The organism is Actinomadura sp. CNU-125, from assembly GCF_001942465.1.
In the GTDB taxonomy this organism is placed as follows: domain Bacteria; phylum Actinomycetota; class Actinomycetes; order Streptosporangiales; family Streptosporangiaceae; genus Spirillospora.
This window is the reverse complement of sequence record NZ_MKJY01000131.1, coordinates 1-14,066: the sequence shown is the minus strand read 5'-3', so window position 1 is coordinate 14,066 and position 14,066 is coordinate 1. Positions and strand designations below refer to the sequence as shown.

Annotated in this window: 14 protein-coding genes and 4 pseudogenes; 10 read left to right on the top strand and 8 right to left on the bottom strand. The window is 71.9% G+C overall.

What is annotated here, in order from left to right; genetic code table 11:
• From BJF79_RS17120 to BJF79_RS60350, 3 genes and pseudogenes are all read right to left on the bottom strand, one after another.
• Positions 1 to 157: DUF397 domain-containing protein (locus BJF79_RS17120; RefSeq protein ID WP_075898685.1), on the bottom strand; the 157-nt coding region annotated here is incomplete at its 3' end.
• Positions 154 to 687, bottom strand: coding sequence for a DUF5753 domain-containing protein (locus BJF79_RS60355; protein WP_262402155.1), 534 nt, complete (start codon positions 685 to 687; stop codon positions 154 to 156). The genes BJF79_RS60355 and BJF79_RS17120, both read right to left, overlap by 4 nt.
• A gap of 191 nt (positions 688 to 878) precedes the next feature.
• A pseudogene (locus tag BJF79_RS60350) lies at positions 879 to 965 on the bottom strand (hypothetical protein); the annotation flags it as partial.
• Between the two features lie 384 nt (positions 966 to 1,349).
• On the opposite strand from BJF79_RS60350, the gene BJF79_RS17110 reads away from it, so the two are divergent.
• The 6 genes from BJF79_RS17110 to BJF79_RS17085 all read left to right on the top strand — a co-directional run bounded on the left by BJF79_RS17110 (position 1,350) and on the right by BJF79_RS17085 (position 4,746).
• Positions 1,350 to 1,772, top strand: a complete 423-nt coding sequence (locus tag BJF79_RS17110) for an ATP-binding protein (protein ID WP_075898683.1) — start codon at positions 1,350 to 1,352, stop codon at positions 1,770 to 1,772.
• Positions 1,769 to 2,329 carry a hypothetical protein gene (locus tag BJF79_RS17105; protein WP_143219984.1) on the top strand — a complete coding sequence of 187 codons (561 nt, stop codon included), beginning with the start codon at positions 1,769 to 1,771 and terminating at the stop codon, positions 2,327 to 2,329. Before BJF79_RS17110 ends, BJF79_RS17105 begins: the two co-directional genes overlap by 4 nt.
• Positions 2,330 to 2,466: 137 nt before the next feature.
• On the top strand, positions 2,467 to 2,637 hold the full coding sequence (locus BJF79_RS60345; protein WP_262402154.1) for a LysR family transcriptional regulator: 171 nt from the start codon (positions 2,467 to 2,469) through the stop codon (positions 2,635 to 2,637).
• A complete protein-coding gene (locus tag BJF79_RS17095; RefSeq protein ID WP_075898679.1) occupies positions 2,628 to 3,494 on the top strand; it encodes a LysR family transcriptional regulator in 867 nt (288 codons plus the stop codon). The genes BJF79_RS60345 and BJF79_RS17095 overlap by 10 nt, the downstream gene beginning before the upstream one ends.
• Before the next feature lie 23 nt (positions 3,495 to 3,517).
• On the top strand, positions 3,518 to 3,871 hold the full coding sequence (locus BJF79_RS17090; RefSeq protein ID WP_262402153.1) for a VOC family protein: 354 nt from the start codon (positions 3,518 to 3,520) through the stop codon (positions 3,869 to 3,871).
• A gap of 74 nt (positions 3,872 to 3,945) precedes the next feature.
• Positions 3,946 to 4,746 carry an alpha/beta fold hydrolase gene (locus tag BJF79_RS17085; protein WP_075898675.1) on the top strand — a complete coding sequence of 267 codons (801 nt, stop codon included), beginning with the start codon at positions 3,946 to 3,948 and terminating at the stop codon, positions 4,744 to 4,746.
• Positions 4,747 to 4,800: 54 nt separating this feature from the next.
• Here BJF79_RS17085 and BJF79_RS17080 read toward each other — a convergent pair whose 3' ends face one another.
• The 4 genes and pseudogenes from BJF79_RS17080 to BJF79_RS17065 form a co-directional block, all read right to left on the bottom strand.
• Complete coding sequence (locus BJF79_RS17080; protein ID WP_075898673.1) at positions 4,801 to 6,051, bottom strand: acetyl-CoA hydrolase/transferase family protein; 1,251 nt, start codon at positions 6,049 to 6,051, stop codon at positions 4,801 to 4,803.
• On the bottom strand, positions 6,048 to 6,923 hold the full coding sequence (locus BJF79_RS17075; RefSeq protein ID WP_075898671.1) for an HpcH/HpaI aldolase/citrate lyase family protein: 876 nt from the start codon (positions 6,921 to 6,923) through the stop codon (positions 6,048 to 6,050). Before BJF79_RS17075 ends, BJF79_RS17080 begins: the two co-directional genes overlap by 4 nt.
• 15 nt (positions 6,924 to 6,938) lie before the next feature.
• On the bottom strand, positions 6,939 to 8,105 hold the full coding sequence (locus BJF79_RS17070) for an acyl-CoA dehydrogenase family protein (protein ID WP_075898669.1): 1,167 nt from the start codon (positions 8,103 to 8,105) through the stop codon (positions 6,939 to 6,941).
• A gap of 11 nt (positions 8,106 to 8,116) precedes the next feature.
• Positions 8,117 to 9,201 (bottom strand): annotated as a pseudogene (locus tag BJF79_RS17065) (CaiB/BaiF CoA transferase family protein).
• Positions 9,202 to 9,345: 144 nt separating this feature from the next.
• On the opposite strand from BJF79_RS17065, the gene BJF79_RS17060 reads away from it, so the two are divergent.
• Positions 9,346 to 10,860: a class I adenylate-forming enzyme family protein gene (locus BJF79_RS17060; RefSeq protein WP_075898667.1), complete on the top strand. Its 1,515-nt coding sequence runs from the start codon at positions 9,346 to 9,348 to the stop codon at positions 10,858 to 10,860.
• A 114-nt stretch (positions 10,861 to 10,974) separates the two neighbouring features.
• Positions 10,975 to 11,637: pseudogene (locus tag BJF79_RS17055) on the top strand (SDR family NAD(P)-dependent oxidoreductase); the annotation flags it as partial.
• On the opposite strand, the gene BJF79_RS17050 reads toward BJF79_RS17055, so the two are convergent.
• A complete protein-coding gene (locus BJF79_RS17050) occupies positions 11,634 to 12,440 on the bottom strand; it encodes a FadR/GntR family transcriptional regulator (RefSeq protein ID WP_075898665.1) in 807 nt (268 codons plus the stop codon). The pseudogene BJF79_RS17055 and the gene BJF79_RS17050 overlap by 4 nt on opposite strands.
• Positions 12,441 to 12,542: 102 nt before the next feature.
• On the opposite strand from BJF79_RS17050, the gene BJF79_RS17045 reads away from it, so the two are divergent.
• Together BJF79_RS17045 and BJF79_RS17040 are read left to right on the top strand one after the other, a co-directional pair.
• The gene (locus BJF79_RS17045) at positions 12,543 to 13,694 is read left to right on the top strand and encodes an acyl-CoA dehydrogenase family protein (RefSeq protein ID WP_075898663.1); all 1,152 of its coding nucleotides are present in this window, start codon (positions 12,543 to 12,545) and stop codon (positions 13,692 to 13,694) included.
• Positions 13,691 to 14,066: pseudogene (locus BJF79_RS17040) on the top strand (hypothetical protein); the annotation flags it as partial. The gene BJF79_RS17045 and the pseudogene BJF79_RS17040, both read left to right, overlap by 4 nt.

Sequence of the window (14,066 nt, the reverse complement as noted above, 5' to 3'; positions counted from 1 at the left end):
TCCACTCGGCGCGGGTGAGTTCGAGGATGGGGGCGGCGGGGAGTGCCTTGGAGTCGCGGACGCCGATCGTCCCGTCTGCGGCTTGGGCCACCTCGACGCAATCACCATTGGGGTTGCTGTGGTGTGATTTGCGCCAGCCGGTGTAATGCTTGGTCATGCGTCCGATCCTGCCCCGTCGGTGAGTCGGGCGGCTACCCGACTGAAGAAGCTGAGACTGTCCTCGGGGGATAGTGCGGCCTCATGGACTCGCTCGTACAACTCGGTGTAGGTGGCGAGTTCGTTGCGCTTGGTCAGGACGATATCCGTGGTGACGGTGTCGACGACCGCCAAGGCCGAATCGCCGGGCTCGGGGAACGTATAGAGCGAGAACGACGCCTGCGGTAGGAGTCCTCCGGGGATGCGAACGTTGTTGGGGAGCACCTGGATGGTGATTTTCTCGTTGGTCGTGACCATGTCGATGAGGCGGCTGAGCTGGGCGGCCATCACCTGGGGCGGGACCGCGAGTCGGTGGATCATGGTTTCGTCCAGGACGGCGGCGTAGGTGGGGCCGTCGGGTGACAGAAGTCGTTTCTGGCGGTGTTCTCGGGCCTCGGCCATGCGCTCGGGGCGGTAGGCGAGCGTTCCCTGGCACGCGTCGAGTTCGACGAGCGCTTCGATGAACTCGGGTGTTTGCAGGGCGGCGGGCATGCCCGTCTGGTTGTAGCTGCGAATGGTGTCGGCGCGGACTCCAGGTCGGCGTAGAGCTTCTGGCGGGGACCCATGGACTCGCCGAAACGGTCCCACCAGCGCTTCTCCCCGGCGTCGCGGGTGAGGCGGATGAGCCGGTCGCGTTTGGCGTCGGTGATGTCGAGGGCGTCGAGGATGTCCATGACGTCGTGGAGGTCGGGACGGACTTGAGCGTTTTCGAGTCGTGTGATCTTGGTGCGGCACTGGTAGATGAGCCGGCCGACGTCGTCGGTGGTCATCTCCCGTGCTTCGCGGGCCTTGCGGAGTTCGGTCGCCAGTCGGCGGCGGCGTACGTAGGGGCTGTGCAAGGTCGCCTCCCAAGGTTCCGCGGGGGGAGTGCTGATGTTCGGTAACCGTATGCAGTTGTCCGTGTTGGCAATGTAACGCCGCATGGTCGCCGTGGGGCCGTGGTTCGCGCGTGAGAGGCAAATCTGCACGTGCGGGTTCTGCACGTGCGGCTCCGGCTCGTGCGGTGGCGGTACGTGAACGGACGGCTTGTGTGGATCGGCGCGCGCAGGCGGATTTTCCGTGCTCATTCGGCGACGTGCTGTGACGATGGGCTCGTGGACGAGGGGTTACCCGATCGATCCGCAACTTCGTTCTTCGTCCGAACCGAGGTGATCATGTTTCCGTTCTTGCTGGACGCCGAGTCCGCGCCGCTGCGGTGGCGGCGCTCGTTCCCCGGCGGTCCCGAGCAGGCCCGTGCGGTGCGGCGGTTCGTCCGCTGCCTGCTGGCCGACTGCCCCTACCTCGACGACGTCCTGCTGGCCGCCGACGAACTCGTCGTGAACGCGCTCCGGCACACCAAGTCCGGGCAGGGCGGCGGACGGTTCGCCGTCGAGCTGCTGCACGGGCGCGGGGGCGTGCGCGTCGCCGTCACCGACCAGGGCGGGCCGGGCGAGCCGGTGTGTCGCCGGGCGGACGACCTGGACGAGTCGGGGCGCGGCCTGTGCACCATCGCGCTCACCGCCGCGAGCTGGGGCTGGTACGGCAACGACCAGGGACGCACGGTCGCGGCGCTCTTCGCGGGGGAGTGGTCGGCGTGAGGCGTCCGGCGGCCTGGACGCACGCCCAGGTTCACCAGCGGGTCCACGCCGCGATGTCGGCCGCGATGCGCGCGGACGACCGAAGCATCGAGCGTGAGCTGGGGGACGCGCGGCTCGATCCCTACACGCGGGAGTTCGTTCGGGACGCTCGGCGGCTCGTGCTGGGGTGCACGGCGGCGCTGACCTGTGTCCTCTCGGCGCACCGGGCCGGGGACGACCCGTACGGCGACCCCGTCTGCCGGGGGTGCGGGACGCCCGAGTGCCGGACGCTGCACGGGGTCGTCGACGTCCTCACCGCCTACGCCGTCCGTCCGGTGCCCATCGACCGGGCGGAGGCGTGGCGGCGGGCGGACGCCCGTCTCGGTGCGCGCCCGGTGTCGGTCGAGGAGTTCCGGGACGGCTTCATCGTGCGGCCCACCGAGATCGTGGCCGACGACCTCAGCCCCGTGTTGATCGTGGACCGTCATAACGGTGCGCTCAGCCGGTGGCCCGCGATGCCGTCCCAACTGCTCGTCCGCGAGTACGCGCGTTACCGGGAAGAGCGCGGCGGGAGTTGAGGATCGGCGCTATGCGCGACGTCGGTATGCAGGCGCGTCGTCGACCGTGTGATCAAAAAGTGCACCCACGGCCGACGTATCATGCTCGTGCCCGGAATGGGCAATCTTGACGGCCGGGGTCGATGGAGAGGGGCCGGGTGGAGCTGCGTGACATCGAGATCTTCCTGACCCTCGCCGAGGAGTTGCACTTCGGCCGGACCGCGGAGCGGCTGCACGTGTCGGTGGCGGCGGTCAGCAAGTCGCTCAAGAAACAGGAACGGGCGATCGGTGTCGAGCTGTCGCGCCGGACAGCCGCAACGTGCGGCTGACGCCGGTAGGGGAGCAGCTCCGCGACGACCTGCGCGAGCTGCATCAGGGCTTGGCCCAGAGCCTGGAGCGGGCCCGGCTGGCGGCCCGGGGCAAGACCGGCACGCTTCGGGTCAGCCTGTTCCCCGTCAACCATCAGGAGCTGCGCCGGTACTGGGAGACCTTCCGTTCCGCCTATCCGCAGTGGGAGCTGCGGCTGCGGGTGTCGGCTTATGCGGATCCGTTCGCCCAGCTGCGCAACGGGGACGTCGACGTCCTGGTCACCTGGCCGCCGGTGGACGAGCCCGACCTGACCATGGGCCCCGTGCTGTTCGCCGAGCCCAGGGTTCTGGCCGTGGCGGCCGACAACCCCCTGGCCAAATGGTCCACGGCCTCTCTGGAGGCGGTCGGCGACTACCGGCACATCACCGTCGATCCGGTGCCCGCCGGGTGGTTCGAACGCTTCGTTCCCGGAATCACTCCGAAGAGCCGGCCGATCGAACGTACGGCCGTCGTGAACAACATCGAAGACACCTTGCTGCACACGGCCATGGGAGAAACGGTTTCTCTCTTCCCGGCTCACGTGGAGCTCTATTACCCGCGCCCGGGCATCGTGTACCTGCCCGTCACGGACATGGAGGCGCTCCCGTACGGGCTGGTGTGGCGCAGCGAGGCGGAGAACGACATGATCCGCGCCCTGGCCCGCGTGGTTCGCGAGCTGGGACCCCTGCCCGGCCGGGACGTTGACCAGCGGTCAACGACCGTTGCGAAAGCCGCCGTTGATCGGCGCCACCGCCCGAGACGATGCTTGTTCCGTCCGAAGAACACGCCCTGCCGGGAGGTGAATGGGAACGTGTCCTTTTCTGGTGCCGCGGCGTGAACATCGTCTCCTCCGCGGTTTCGGTGACCGTTGACGATCCGGCCGCTTCCAGCCGGTTCTTCACCGGCCACCTCGGCTTCCGCGAAACCCTGACCGGCGACGGATTCATCGCGCTGGGCCGTGACGACGCGGCCGTCGACCTGATCCTGACCGAACGCGACGCCGAGCGATGGCGGCCGGGGCGGGGACCGGCGGACGCGACCGTGGTGTTCGCCGTCACCGGCCTCGCCGCCGAGTACCGGCGGCTGCGCCGCGAAGGCGCCGCCATCACCGTCCCGCTCCGGCGGGAACCCTGGGGGGAGCTGACGATGCGGCTCAGCGACCCCAACGGCGTGACGATCCAGCTCACCGAGTGGATCCCCCCGACCACGAGCTGAGCCGGCGACCGGCCGGCAGGACCGCTCGCAACGCGTTCCGACCCCGAACCGACACACATCACTGGAGGACAGGCATGTCCCGCAACCTCAAGGTCCCCGTCGCCGACACCGTCCTGGACTGCAACGACACCGAGGGCTCCGGCCGGCCGGTGCTGCTGCTCAACGGAATGTACGCCACCCAGCGCTACTGGAAGGGGCTGCTGCCCCTGCTGACCGGCAGGTACCAGGTGGTCACCTTCGACGGGCGCGCCCGCGGCAAGTCCGGCACCTCCGGCGACTACTCCTTCGCCGGCTGCCTGGACGACATCACCGCCGTCCTGGACGCCACCGGACTGCGGCGGCCGATCCTCGCCGGCTGGTCGCACGGCGCCGCACTCGCCGTCCGCTACGCCGCCCGGCACCCCGACCGGGTCGCCGGTGTGGTCTGCGTCGACGGCGGCTACCCCATGGACCCCATCGACGACGCCTTCCGCGCCAAGGTCCGCAAGCTGTTCCGGCGCAACGCCGTCCCCATCAAGATCCTGGCCGCGCTCGGCCTCGGCTCGCGCATGTCCGCGGCCCAGGCCGCCGAGGCCAACATCGAGTTCAACGAGGTGCTCGCCGGATTCGGCGACGACTACACCCGCATCACGTGCCCGGTCGCGTTCATCAAGGCCACCGGCGCGCACATGGGCGCCACCGAGGAAGAGGTCCGCACGATGCGCGCCAACCTCGACCCCGTCCTCGCCGCCCATCCCAACGTCACCGTCTTCGCCACCGTCCCCTCCAACCACAGCCGGATGGTCGCCAAGCATCCCGACACCATCGCCGCCGCCGTCAACGCCGTCGCCGACCGGACGACCGACACCACCCCCCGTCCCGCCAAGACCCGATGACCGTTCCGGTCCGGCTGGCGTCCGCAGGACGTGCCGCGGTACTTCAGGAACGAATCAGAACCCCCGCCGCCGGATGGTGTGCGCTTCGCGCTCCAAGTCCTCCTGGAAGTCGGGGTGGGCGATGGCGATGAGGCGGCGGGTGCGTTCGGCGAGGGTGCGGCCCTTCAGCTCGGCGGCGCCGAACTCGGTGACGATCACGTCGACGTCGCTGCGCGCGGTGGTGACGGGGCCGGACAGCGCGGACGTGATCCGGCTGATCGTGCCGCCCCGGGCGGTGGCGGGCAGTGCGGTGATGGCCCGGCCGCCCGGCGAGCGGGCTCCGGCGCGGACGAAGTCGACCTGGCCGCCGGTGCCGCCGACGTAGGACGCGCCGCTCTGTTCGGCGTTCACCTGTCCGGTCAGGTCGACTTCCATCGCGGAGTTGATCGTGACGAGGCGGTCGAGCTGCGACAGCACCCCGGCGTCGTGGGTGTAGGACGTCGGGGTCATGCGGATCAGCGGGTTGCGGTGGGCGAACTCGTAGAGGCGGCGGGTGCCGATGAGGGCGCCGGTGATGGAGACGCCCGGGTCGATGCGTTTGCGCGCGTTGGTGACGGCGCCCGCCTCGATCAGTTCGACCAGCCCGTCGCCCAGCATCCCGGAGTGGACGCCGAGGTCGCGGCGGTCGTGCAGCAGGCGGAGCATCGCGTCGGGGACGGCGCCGACGCCGGTCTGCACGACCGCGCCGTCCCCGATGTACGCGGCGGCGTGCTTCGCGATGGCCTCGTCGGTCTCGGTGATGCGCGCGGGCGGCACTTCGACCGGTGGGCGCGAGACGTGCACCGCGAGGTCGATCTCGGACGCGTGCAGGAGTTCGCCGTGCGTGGACGGCACCTGGTCGTTCACCTCCGCGACGACGACGCGGGCCTTCGCGACGGCGGCCCGCACGTAGTCGCTGATGAGCCCGAAGCTGTGGTTCCCGTCCTTGTCGGGTGGGCTGACCTGGACGAACGCGACGTCGCAGCCGATGATCCCCGCCTCGACCATCGGGCCGACCTGGCTGACGTGGCAGGGGATCACGCCGAGCCGGTGCGCCTTCGTGAGGGTTCGCAGGGTGCCGATCGCGCCCATGCTGGAGAGCGCGAAGGCGTCGGTGGCTTCGGTGGTGAACAGGCCGGAGAAGCTCGTCGCGATGAAGGCGGAGAGCCCGCCGACGGCCGCGCCCTGGTCGATCAGCGCCTCGATCAGCGTGGTCGGCTCGCCGCACGCCTGCCCGATGACGATCCGGTCGCCGGGCCGCAGCACCGCCGCGAGGTCCGGTTTCACGCGCGTCCCCCGGCGGCCAGCAGCGCCTGGGCGCGGGCGAGGTGCGGACGGTCGAGCATCGCGCCCTTGTGGGCGATGACGCCCGCGCCGGGGTCGGCGGCGAACAGGTCGACGATCTCCCGGGCGTCCGCCAGCTCTTGTTCGGTGGGGGTGAACGCCTCGTTGATGACGGGGACCTGGTCGGGGTGGATGGCGAGCATCCCCCGGTAGCCGTCGCGGCGGACGCGCGCGGCCCGGCGCCGGAGCCCGTCGAGGTCGCGGAAGTCGCCCTGGATCGTCTCGATCGGGGCGACCCCGGCGGCGGACGCGCCGAGGAGGCACAGGCTGCGGGCGAGTTCGTAGGTGAAGCCGTACTCGCCGTCCGGGGTGCGGTTCTCGGTCGCGCCGACGGCGTCGGCGAGGTCCTCGGCGCCCCACGTCATGGCCGCGAGCCTCGGCGCGTCCTTGTACGTGCCGGTGGTGAACATGCCCTCGGCGGTCTCGGTGACCAGGGCGATGACCCGGGTCGATCCTTGCGGGGCGCCCGCCGACACCTCCAGCGCCGACAGGTAGTGGTCGAGTGCCTCGACGTCCGCGCGCCCCCGGGCTTTGGGCAGCATCACGCCGCCGGGCCGGGACGGGACGATCGCCGCGAGGTCGGCGAGGGCGTGCGGGCCGTCGAGGGGGTTGATCCGCACCCACAGCCGTTCGCGCTCGTCCTCCGGACGGGACGCGAGGAAGGACGCGACCGCGGTGCGGGCCGCGGGTTTCGCTTCCTCGGCGACGGCGTCCTCCAGGTCGAGGAGGACGACGTCCGCCGGGCCCGCGGCGGCCTTCTCCATCTTCCGCTCGCTGTCGCCCGGGGCGAACAGCCAGGAACGTGCGCTGAACATTCGTTCTCCGTCTTCTCAGTAGGACCTGGGCAGGCCGAGGACCTTCTCCGACAGGAAGTTCAAGATCATGTGGGGGCTGACCGGCGCGGTGCGGGGGATGAGGATCTCCCGCAGGTAGCGCTCGACGTGGTACTCCTGCGCGTAGCCCATGCCGCCGAGCGTCAGCATCGCGGTGTGGCACGCCTCGAACCCGGCCTCGGCGGCCAGGTACTTGGCGGTGTTCGCCTCGACGCCGCAGTCCTTCCCCTGGTCGAACATCGTGGCGGCCTTCATGATCATCAGGTTCGCGGCCTCCAGTTGGGCCCAGCACTTGGCGAGCGGGTGCGCGATGCCCTGGTTCATCCCGATCGGACGGTCGAAGACGACGCGTTCGTTCGCGTAGCGGGCGGCGCGGTCGATCGCGGCGCGGCCGAGCCCGGCGGCTTCGGCGGCGAGCAGGATCCGTTCCGGGTTGAGCCCGTGGAGGATGAGCTTGAAGCCGTCGCCCTCCGCTCCGATCCGGTCCTCTTCCGGGATCCACAGGTCGGAGATGAACAGCATGTTCGAGTCGACGGCGTGCCGGCCCATCTTGTCGATCTTGCGGACCTCGATCTTCGACCGGTCGAGGTCGGTGAAGAAGAGGGACAGCCCGTCGGTCTTGCGCTTCACCTCGTCGAGCGGCGTGGTGCGGGCGAGCAGCATCATCTTGTCCGCCACCTGCGCGACGGAGATCCAGATCTTCTCGCCGTTCACCAGGTAGCCGCCGTCGCGGCGCCGCGCGCGGGTCCGCAGGCGGGTGGTGTCGAGCCCGGCGTCGGGTTCGGTCACCGCGAAGCAGATGCGGTGCTCGCCGGTGAGGACGGGCGGGATCATCCGGCGCCGCTGCTCGTCGGTGCCGAACAGGTTCACCGGCTGCATGCTGAACACCGGGCCGTGGACGCTCGACGCGGCCGCCATCCCGCCGCCGGACTCGGCGACGGCCTGCATCATGATCGCCGCCTCGGTGATGCCGAGTCCGCCGCCGCCGACGTCTTCCGGCATCGCGACGCCGAGCCAGCCGGACTCCGCCATCGACTTGTGGAAGTCGTGGGGGAAGACGCCCTCGTGGTCGCGCTGGAGCCAGTAGTCGTCGGGGAACCGCGAGCAGTGTTCGAGCACCGCGTCCCGGATGCCGCGCTGGTCGTCGGTGAGCGTGAAGTCCATGATCTCCCTAATCAGGTTCGGCCGAGTTCGTCCAGTACCTCGCCGGTGTGGGCGCCGAGGCGGGGCGCCGGACCGGCGACGCGCCCGGGCGTCCGCGAGAACCAGGCGGGCGCGCCGGGGAAGCGCACCGGGCCGTTCGGGGTGTCGACCGTCTCGAAGAAACCGGCCTCGTTCAGGTGGGGGTTGTCGAAGAGTTCGTCGAGGGTGCGGACGGGCGCGGCGGGAATGTCGAGGGACCGCAGCAGTTCGAGCCATTCGTTCGTGGTGCGTTCCAGGAACGTCTCCTCCAGCAGCGCGTACACGGTGTCGATCCGGCGCGCGCGCTGTTCGAGGGTGGCGAACCGCTCGTCCGCCCAGGGCGGCCGCACGGCCCGGACGAACGCCGTCCACTGCTTGTCGTTGTAGACGAGCGCGGAGACGTGCCCGTCCTTCGTGCGGTACGGCCTGCGGTTCGGCGTCACCGCGCGCGGGTAGTTCGCGGGGCCCAGGGGAGGGGTGAACATCGCGCCGTTGGCGTGCTCGACCAGCATGAACGAGGCCATGGTCTCGAACATCGCGACCTCGACCTCCTGCCCCTCGCCGGTCCGCTCGCGGTGGAAGAGCGCCATCATCGTGGCGTACAGGGCCGTCATCCCGGCCACCTTGTCCGCCATGATCGTGGCCGCGTAGCCGGGCTCGCCGGTCAGCATCTCCTGCGCCGCAGGCAGCCCGCACTCGGCCTGGATGGTGTCGTCGTAGGCGGTGAGGCCGCGTCCGGGCCGCGCCGCCCGTAGCCGTAGCAGTTGGTGTAGACGATGGACGGGTTGAGCGCGGACACGTCCGCGTAGCCGAAGCCGAGCGCGGCGATCGCGCGGGCGCGCATCGAGTGGACGAACACGTCGCTCGTCCGGACGAGGCCGCGCAGGGCGTCCGCGCCCTCGGCGGTGCGCAGGTCGAGCACGACGCTGCGCTTGCCGCGGTTGACGTTGACGAAGACGCCCGCCATGCCCGGTTCGGGCCCCACCGAGATGTAGCGGGTGTTGTCGCCCGCGGGGGGCTCGACCTTGATGACGTCCGCTCCCATGTCGGCCATGATCTGCGTGCAGTAGGGGCCCATGACCATCGCCGTCAGGTCGACGACGCGCACCCCGGACAGCGGGCCTGTGTGCTTCATGCTTTCGAGCCTCCGCCGCTTCTGTTCGGAACGGCCTGATCGGGACTATAGGTAGAATACTTGTAAGGATAGTGATATCAACATCTCGTGAGCAGCCGCCAGACGATCGCCCGGGTCCTGGACGCCGCACTCGCGGAGCGTCCGCACGCGACCGCCGTCGAGGCCGCCTCCGGCGCCTGGACGTACGCCGAGCTCGACGACCGGGCCCGCCGCGCCGCGGGCGCGCTCTGGTCCCTCGGGGCGCGGCCGGGCGACCGGGTCGCGGCCTGCCTGCCCAACGACCTCGACATCGTCGCGGCGTTCCACGGCGCGCAGCGGATCGGCGCGATCTGGGCCGGGGTCGGGGAGGCCCTCGCCGAAGGGGAGCAGCGCGACCTGCACGACCTGTGCGACCCGGCCGTCCTGCTGGCCGGGCCGCGCTGCCGCGTCACCGCGGACGGCCGCGTCGACCCCGACCGGTGGACCGGCCTCCTCGAACGCGGTGCGGAGGCGCCGCCGGTCGACCTGGACGCGGGCGCGCCCGCGGGCATCGCCTTCACCAGCGGGACGTCCGGGCGGCCCAAGGCCGTCGTGCACAGCCAGCGCAACCTGCTGCTGCCCGGCCGGGCCCTCGTCCAGACGCGGGGATGGGGCCCCGACCTGCGCAAGGGCGACAGCTTCCCGCTGACGATCCTGAACCTCATGGTGCTGTCGACGCTGCTCACCGCGCAGGCGGGCGGCTGCTCGATCGTGATGGACCGGCGCGACGTCGAGGGCGTCGCCGCGTGGATCGCCGGGCACCGCGTCACGGTGTGGAACGCCGCCCCCGCGCAGCTCTACGACCTCGCCGGACGCCCCGACCTCGACCTCGGCTCGCTGCGCGAGGTGTGGAGCGGCGGCAGCGACACCTCGGACGCGGTGCGCCGCGCGTTCGCGGAAACGCACGGGCTCGTCCCGCGTGTCACCTACGGACTGACCGAGGCGCCGACCGTCGTGTCGATCGACCCGCCGGGAGACGAGTGGCGCCCGCGGACGAGCGGGCGGCTGCTCCCGTACTTCGACGCCGCGGCCTACGACGACGCGGGCCACCGGCTGCCGCCCGGCGGGCTCGGCGAGCTGCGGCTGGCCGGGACGGCCGACGGGCCGTGGGCGGACGAGTGGCGGCCGATGCTCGGGTACTGGGAGGACGGCCGCGTCCGCCCGGCCGGCACCGGCCCCGTCCCCACCGGCGACATCGGGACCGTCGACGCGGACGGGTGGGTGAGCGTCCTCGACCGCAAGAAGCTCGTCATCGTGCGGGGCGGCGCGAACGTCTACCCGCTCGAAGTGGAGCGGGTCCTCGGCGCGCATCCCGGCGTCGGCGGGGTCGCGGTGTGCGGGGTGCCCGACGACCGGCTCGGGCAGCGGGTGGCCGCCGTGCTGGAAGGCCCCGGCCCCGCGCCCGACGTCGCGGCGCTCGCCGCCGCCTGCCGCCGCGAACTCGCGCCGTACAAGGTCCCGGAGATCTGGGTCCGGGTCGAGGCGCTGCCGGTGAACGCGATGGGCAAGGTGCAGCGTGCCGGGCTGCCGGACCTGGTCGAACGGCACCGCGAGACGGGAGCGCACGAGTGGACGGGTCGATGAACGGGACCGCGGCCGGGGACGCGGCCGCCCGGATGTTCGGGCTGGACGGGCGGGTCGCGATCGTGACCGGGGCGTCGTCCGGCCTGGGCGCGGCGGTGGGACTCGCTCGCCGCGCTCGGCGCGCGGGTCGCCGTGGTGGCCCGCCGCCGCGACCGGCTCGACGCGCTCGCCGAACGGATCGGGGGCCTCGCCGTCGCGTGCGACCTGTCCGATCCCGGCCGCGCGGGCTCGGTCGTCGAGGCGGCGGCCGGGAAGCTCGGGCCGCCGGAGATCCTCGTCAACGCGGCGGGCGGCATGTTCACCGAGGAGCGCGCCGAGGCCGAGCCGCTCGACGCCGTCCGCCGCACCATGGACCTGAACCTGGTGGCGCCGATGGTGCTCGCGCAGGCCGTCTTCCCGCACATGCGCGACGCGGGGCGCGGGACGATCGTCAACGTCTCGTCCATCAGCGGCCGGGTCGGCGTGCCCGGCATCCCGCAGGCGTCCTACGCGGCGAGCAAGGCGGGACTGTCGGGGCTGACGGCCGAGCTGGCGGTGCAGTGGGCGCGGCACTCGATCCGGGTGAACACGGTCGCGCCCGGGTTCTTCCGCAGCGAGATCACCGGCCCGCTCTACGGCAGCGAGCGCGGCGCCGAGTACCTGCGCCGCAACACCCCGCTGCCCAAGGAGGGCGCCCCGGACGACGTCGTCGGCGCCGTCGTCTGGCTCGCCGGGGACGCCGGAAGCTACGTCACCGGGCAGACGATCGTCGTCGACGGCGGCTGGACCGCGCGTTAGATGTGCGTGCCGCGGCTCGCCTGCATCGCCTGGCGCGCCTGCGCGGACGAGGCGTTGACCACGTCGTCGTCGAAGCGGTCCAGGAGGAGCTTCTGGGTGGCGGCGAGGTGGGCGCGGGCCAGCCGCCCGGCCTCCCGGTGGCGCCCGGCGGCGATCTCGTCGCGGACCCGGCCGTGGATGCCGACGACGCTCTCCGCCTCCTCCCGCGACGGGTACTCGCCGCGCCGCGCGAGCGCCTCCGCCCACGTCTCCTCCTGCGCCGACCACAGGGCGACGAGGCTGCTGACGATGTAGCGGACCGTCGCGTTCGGCGTGAACGACACCAGCAGGTCGTGGAACTCGCGGGCGGTGCGGGTGAAGGCGACGCCGTCGCCGACCAGCTCCGAGCACGCCTCGATGTTGGCGGTCAGCGCGGGGACGACCGTGTCCGCGCGGTCGGGACGGCGCGCGCACTCGGCGGCGCACATCGGTTCGAGCGTCTGCAGCCCCTCGGCGAGGTCGCGCAGCGTCACCCGTCCGCCCTGGAGGGCGAGCCCGAGGTGGTACGCGGCGGACGCGCCGTCGGGGCGGTGCACCTCGGCGCCGCCGACGTTGCCGCGCCGGACCGTCACCAGGCCCTCGGTCTCCAGGATCCGCAGCGCCTCCCGGATCGAGGGGTAGCTGACGCCGAACTCCTGGACGAGCTGGTCCTGGGTCGGGAGCCGGTAGGCGTCGTCTCCGGCGAGGATCCGGCCGCGCAGCTCGTCGGCGACGGTCTCCGCGATGCGGCGCTGCGGGACGCGCGTTCGTCGGATGGGCGTCACGCAGTCGGCTCCCCGGAATCCCTGTGCATGTGCCTGAGTATACTGTCCCGCATTGGATTGCGAGTATTGCAATCCTTATAAGGTTAACTTACCGTACGGTACATGGACTTCACGATGGGGCCGGACGCCGCCGCGCTCCGCGGCGAACTGCGGGAACTGGTGGCCGAGCACGTCCCGCCCGGCTATCTCGGGGCCTTCACCGACGACCCGGCCGACCTCGAGACCGCGCAGAAGTTCTGCCGCCTGCTCGCCGAACGCGGCCTGCTCTGCCCGGCCTGGCCGCGGGAGTACGGCGGACGCGACGCCTCGATCTGGGAGCAGACGGTCGTCCGCGAGGAGATGTGGGCCCACCACGAGCCGCGCGGCGCGCAGTACATGGGCGTCAACTGGGTCGGGCCGACGATCATGCGGCACGGCACCGCGGAGCAGCGGAACGCGCACCTGCCGCCGATCGCCCGCGGCGAGGTCATCTGGTGCCAGGGCTTCAGCGAGCCCGACGCCGGTTCCGACCTGGCGGCGCTGCGCACGTCGGCCCGCCGCGACGGCGACGAATGGGTGATCTCCGGGCAGAAGGTCTGGACGTCCTACGCCACCATGGCGCAGTGGTGCTTCCTGCTCGCCCGCACCGGCCGGCGCGAACGCAGGCAGCAGGGCCTGACGATCTTCCTCGTGCCGATGGACGCCCCCGGCGTCGAGGTCCGGCCGATCGACACCCTGATGGGCCCGCACCACCTCAACGAGGTGTTCTTCGACGACGTGCGGGTCGGCGCGGGCGCGGTGCTGGGCGAGGCCGGCGACGGCTGGACGGTCGTCCAGGAGGTCCTGTCGTTCGAACGGGTCGGCATCGCCCGCTACGCGCGCTGCGAGCGGCTGCTCCAGGACGCGCCGCGCGTCCTCGGCGACGCCTGGGACGCCCTGCCCGCCGAGCTGCGCGTCCGGTGGGCGCGGATGCTGACGCACTGCCGCCGCGCGCGCCTGCTCGCCTACCGGGTGATCGCCACGCAGCAGGAGGGCCGGGTCAGGCCGAACGACGCCGCGGCCTACCGGATCGCGGTGACCAGGCTCGACCAGGAGAGCGCGGACGTCCTCGCGGAGATCGCCGAGTACACCGGCACCGACGATTCCGCGGAGGCCGCCTGGTTCCGCCTCGAAGTCGAGGACCACCGCAGGTACTCGCACGCGTCGACCGTCGCGTCCGGAAGCATCGACGTCCAGCGCATCCTGCTGGCCCGAGCCCTGCTGGCGGCATCGTGAACATCGAACCGAGCGACGAGGCCGCCGAGTACGGACGGCAGGCGATGCGGGCGATCGAGTCCGCGGGCGGGGACGAACTCGTCCGGCTGGCCGAACGCGAACCCGCGCGGCGGGCCGAACGGGTGACGCCCGTCCTGGCGGAGCTCGGCGCGTGGGAACTCGACCCGCGCGGCGACGCCGCCGACCTGGAGGCCGCGGCCGCACTGTGCCGCGCCGCCGGATACTGGGCCGTCCCGTACCCGGTCGCCGAGCGCCTCGCCCGTCCCGCCGGCCCGGACACGGGCGCGCTCGCGGTCGTCGCCGACGCCGCCGCCCAAGGCCGCCGCCGCCGGGCTCGACCTGCGCTGGACGGCGGCGACCCTCGACGCCGCC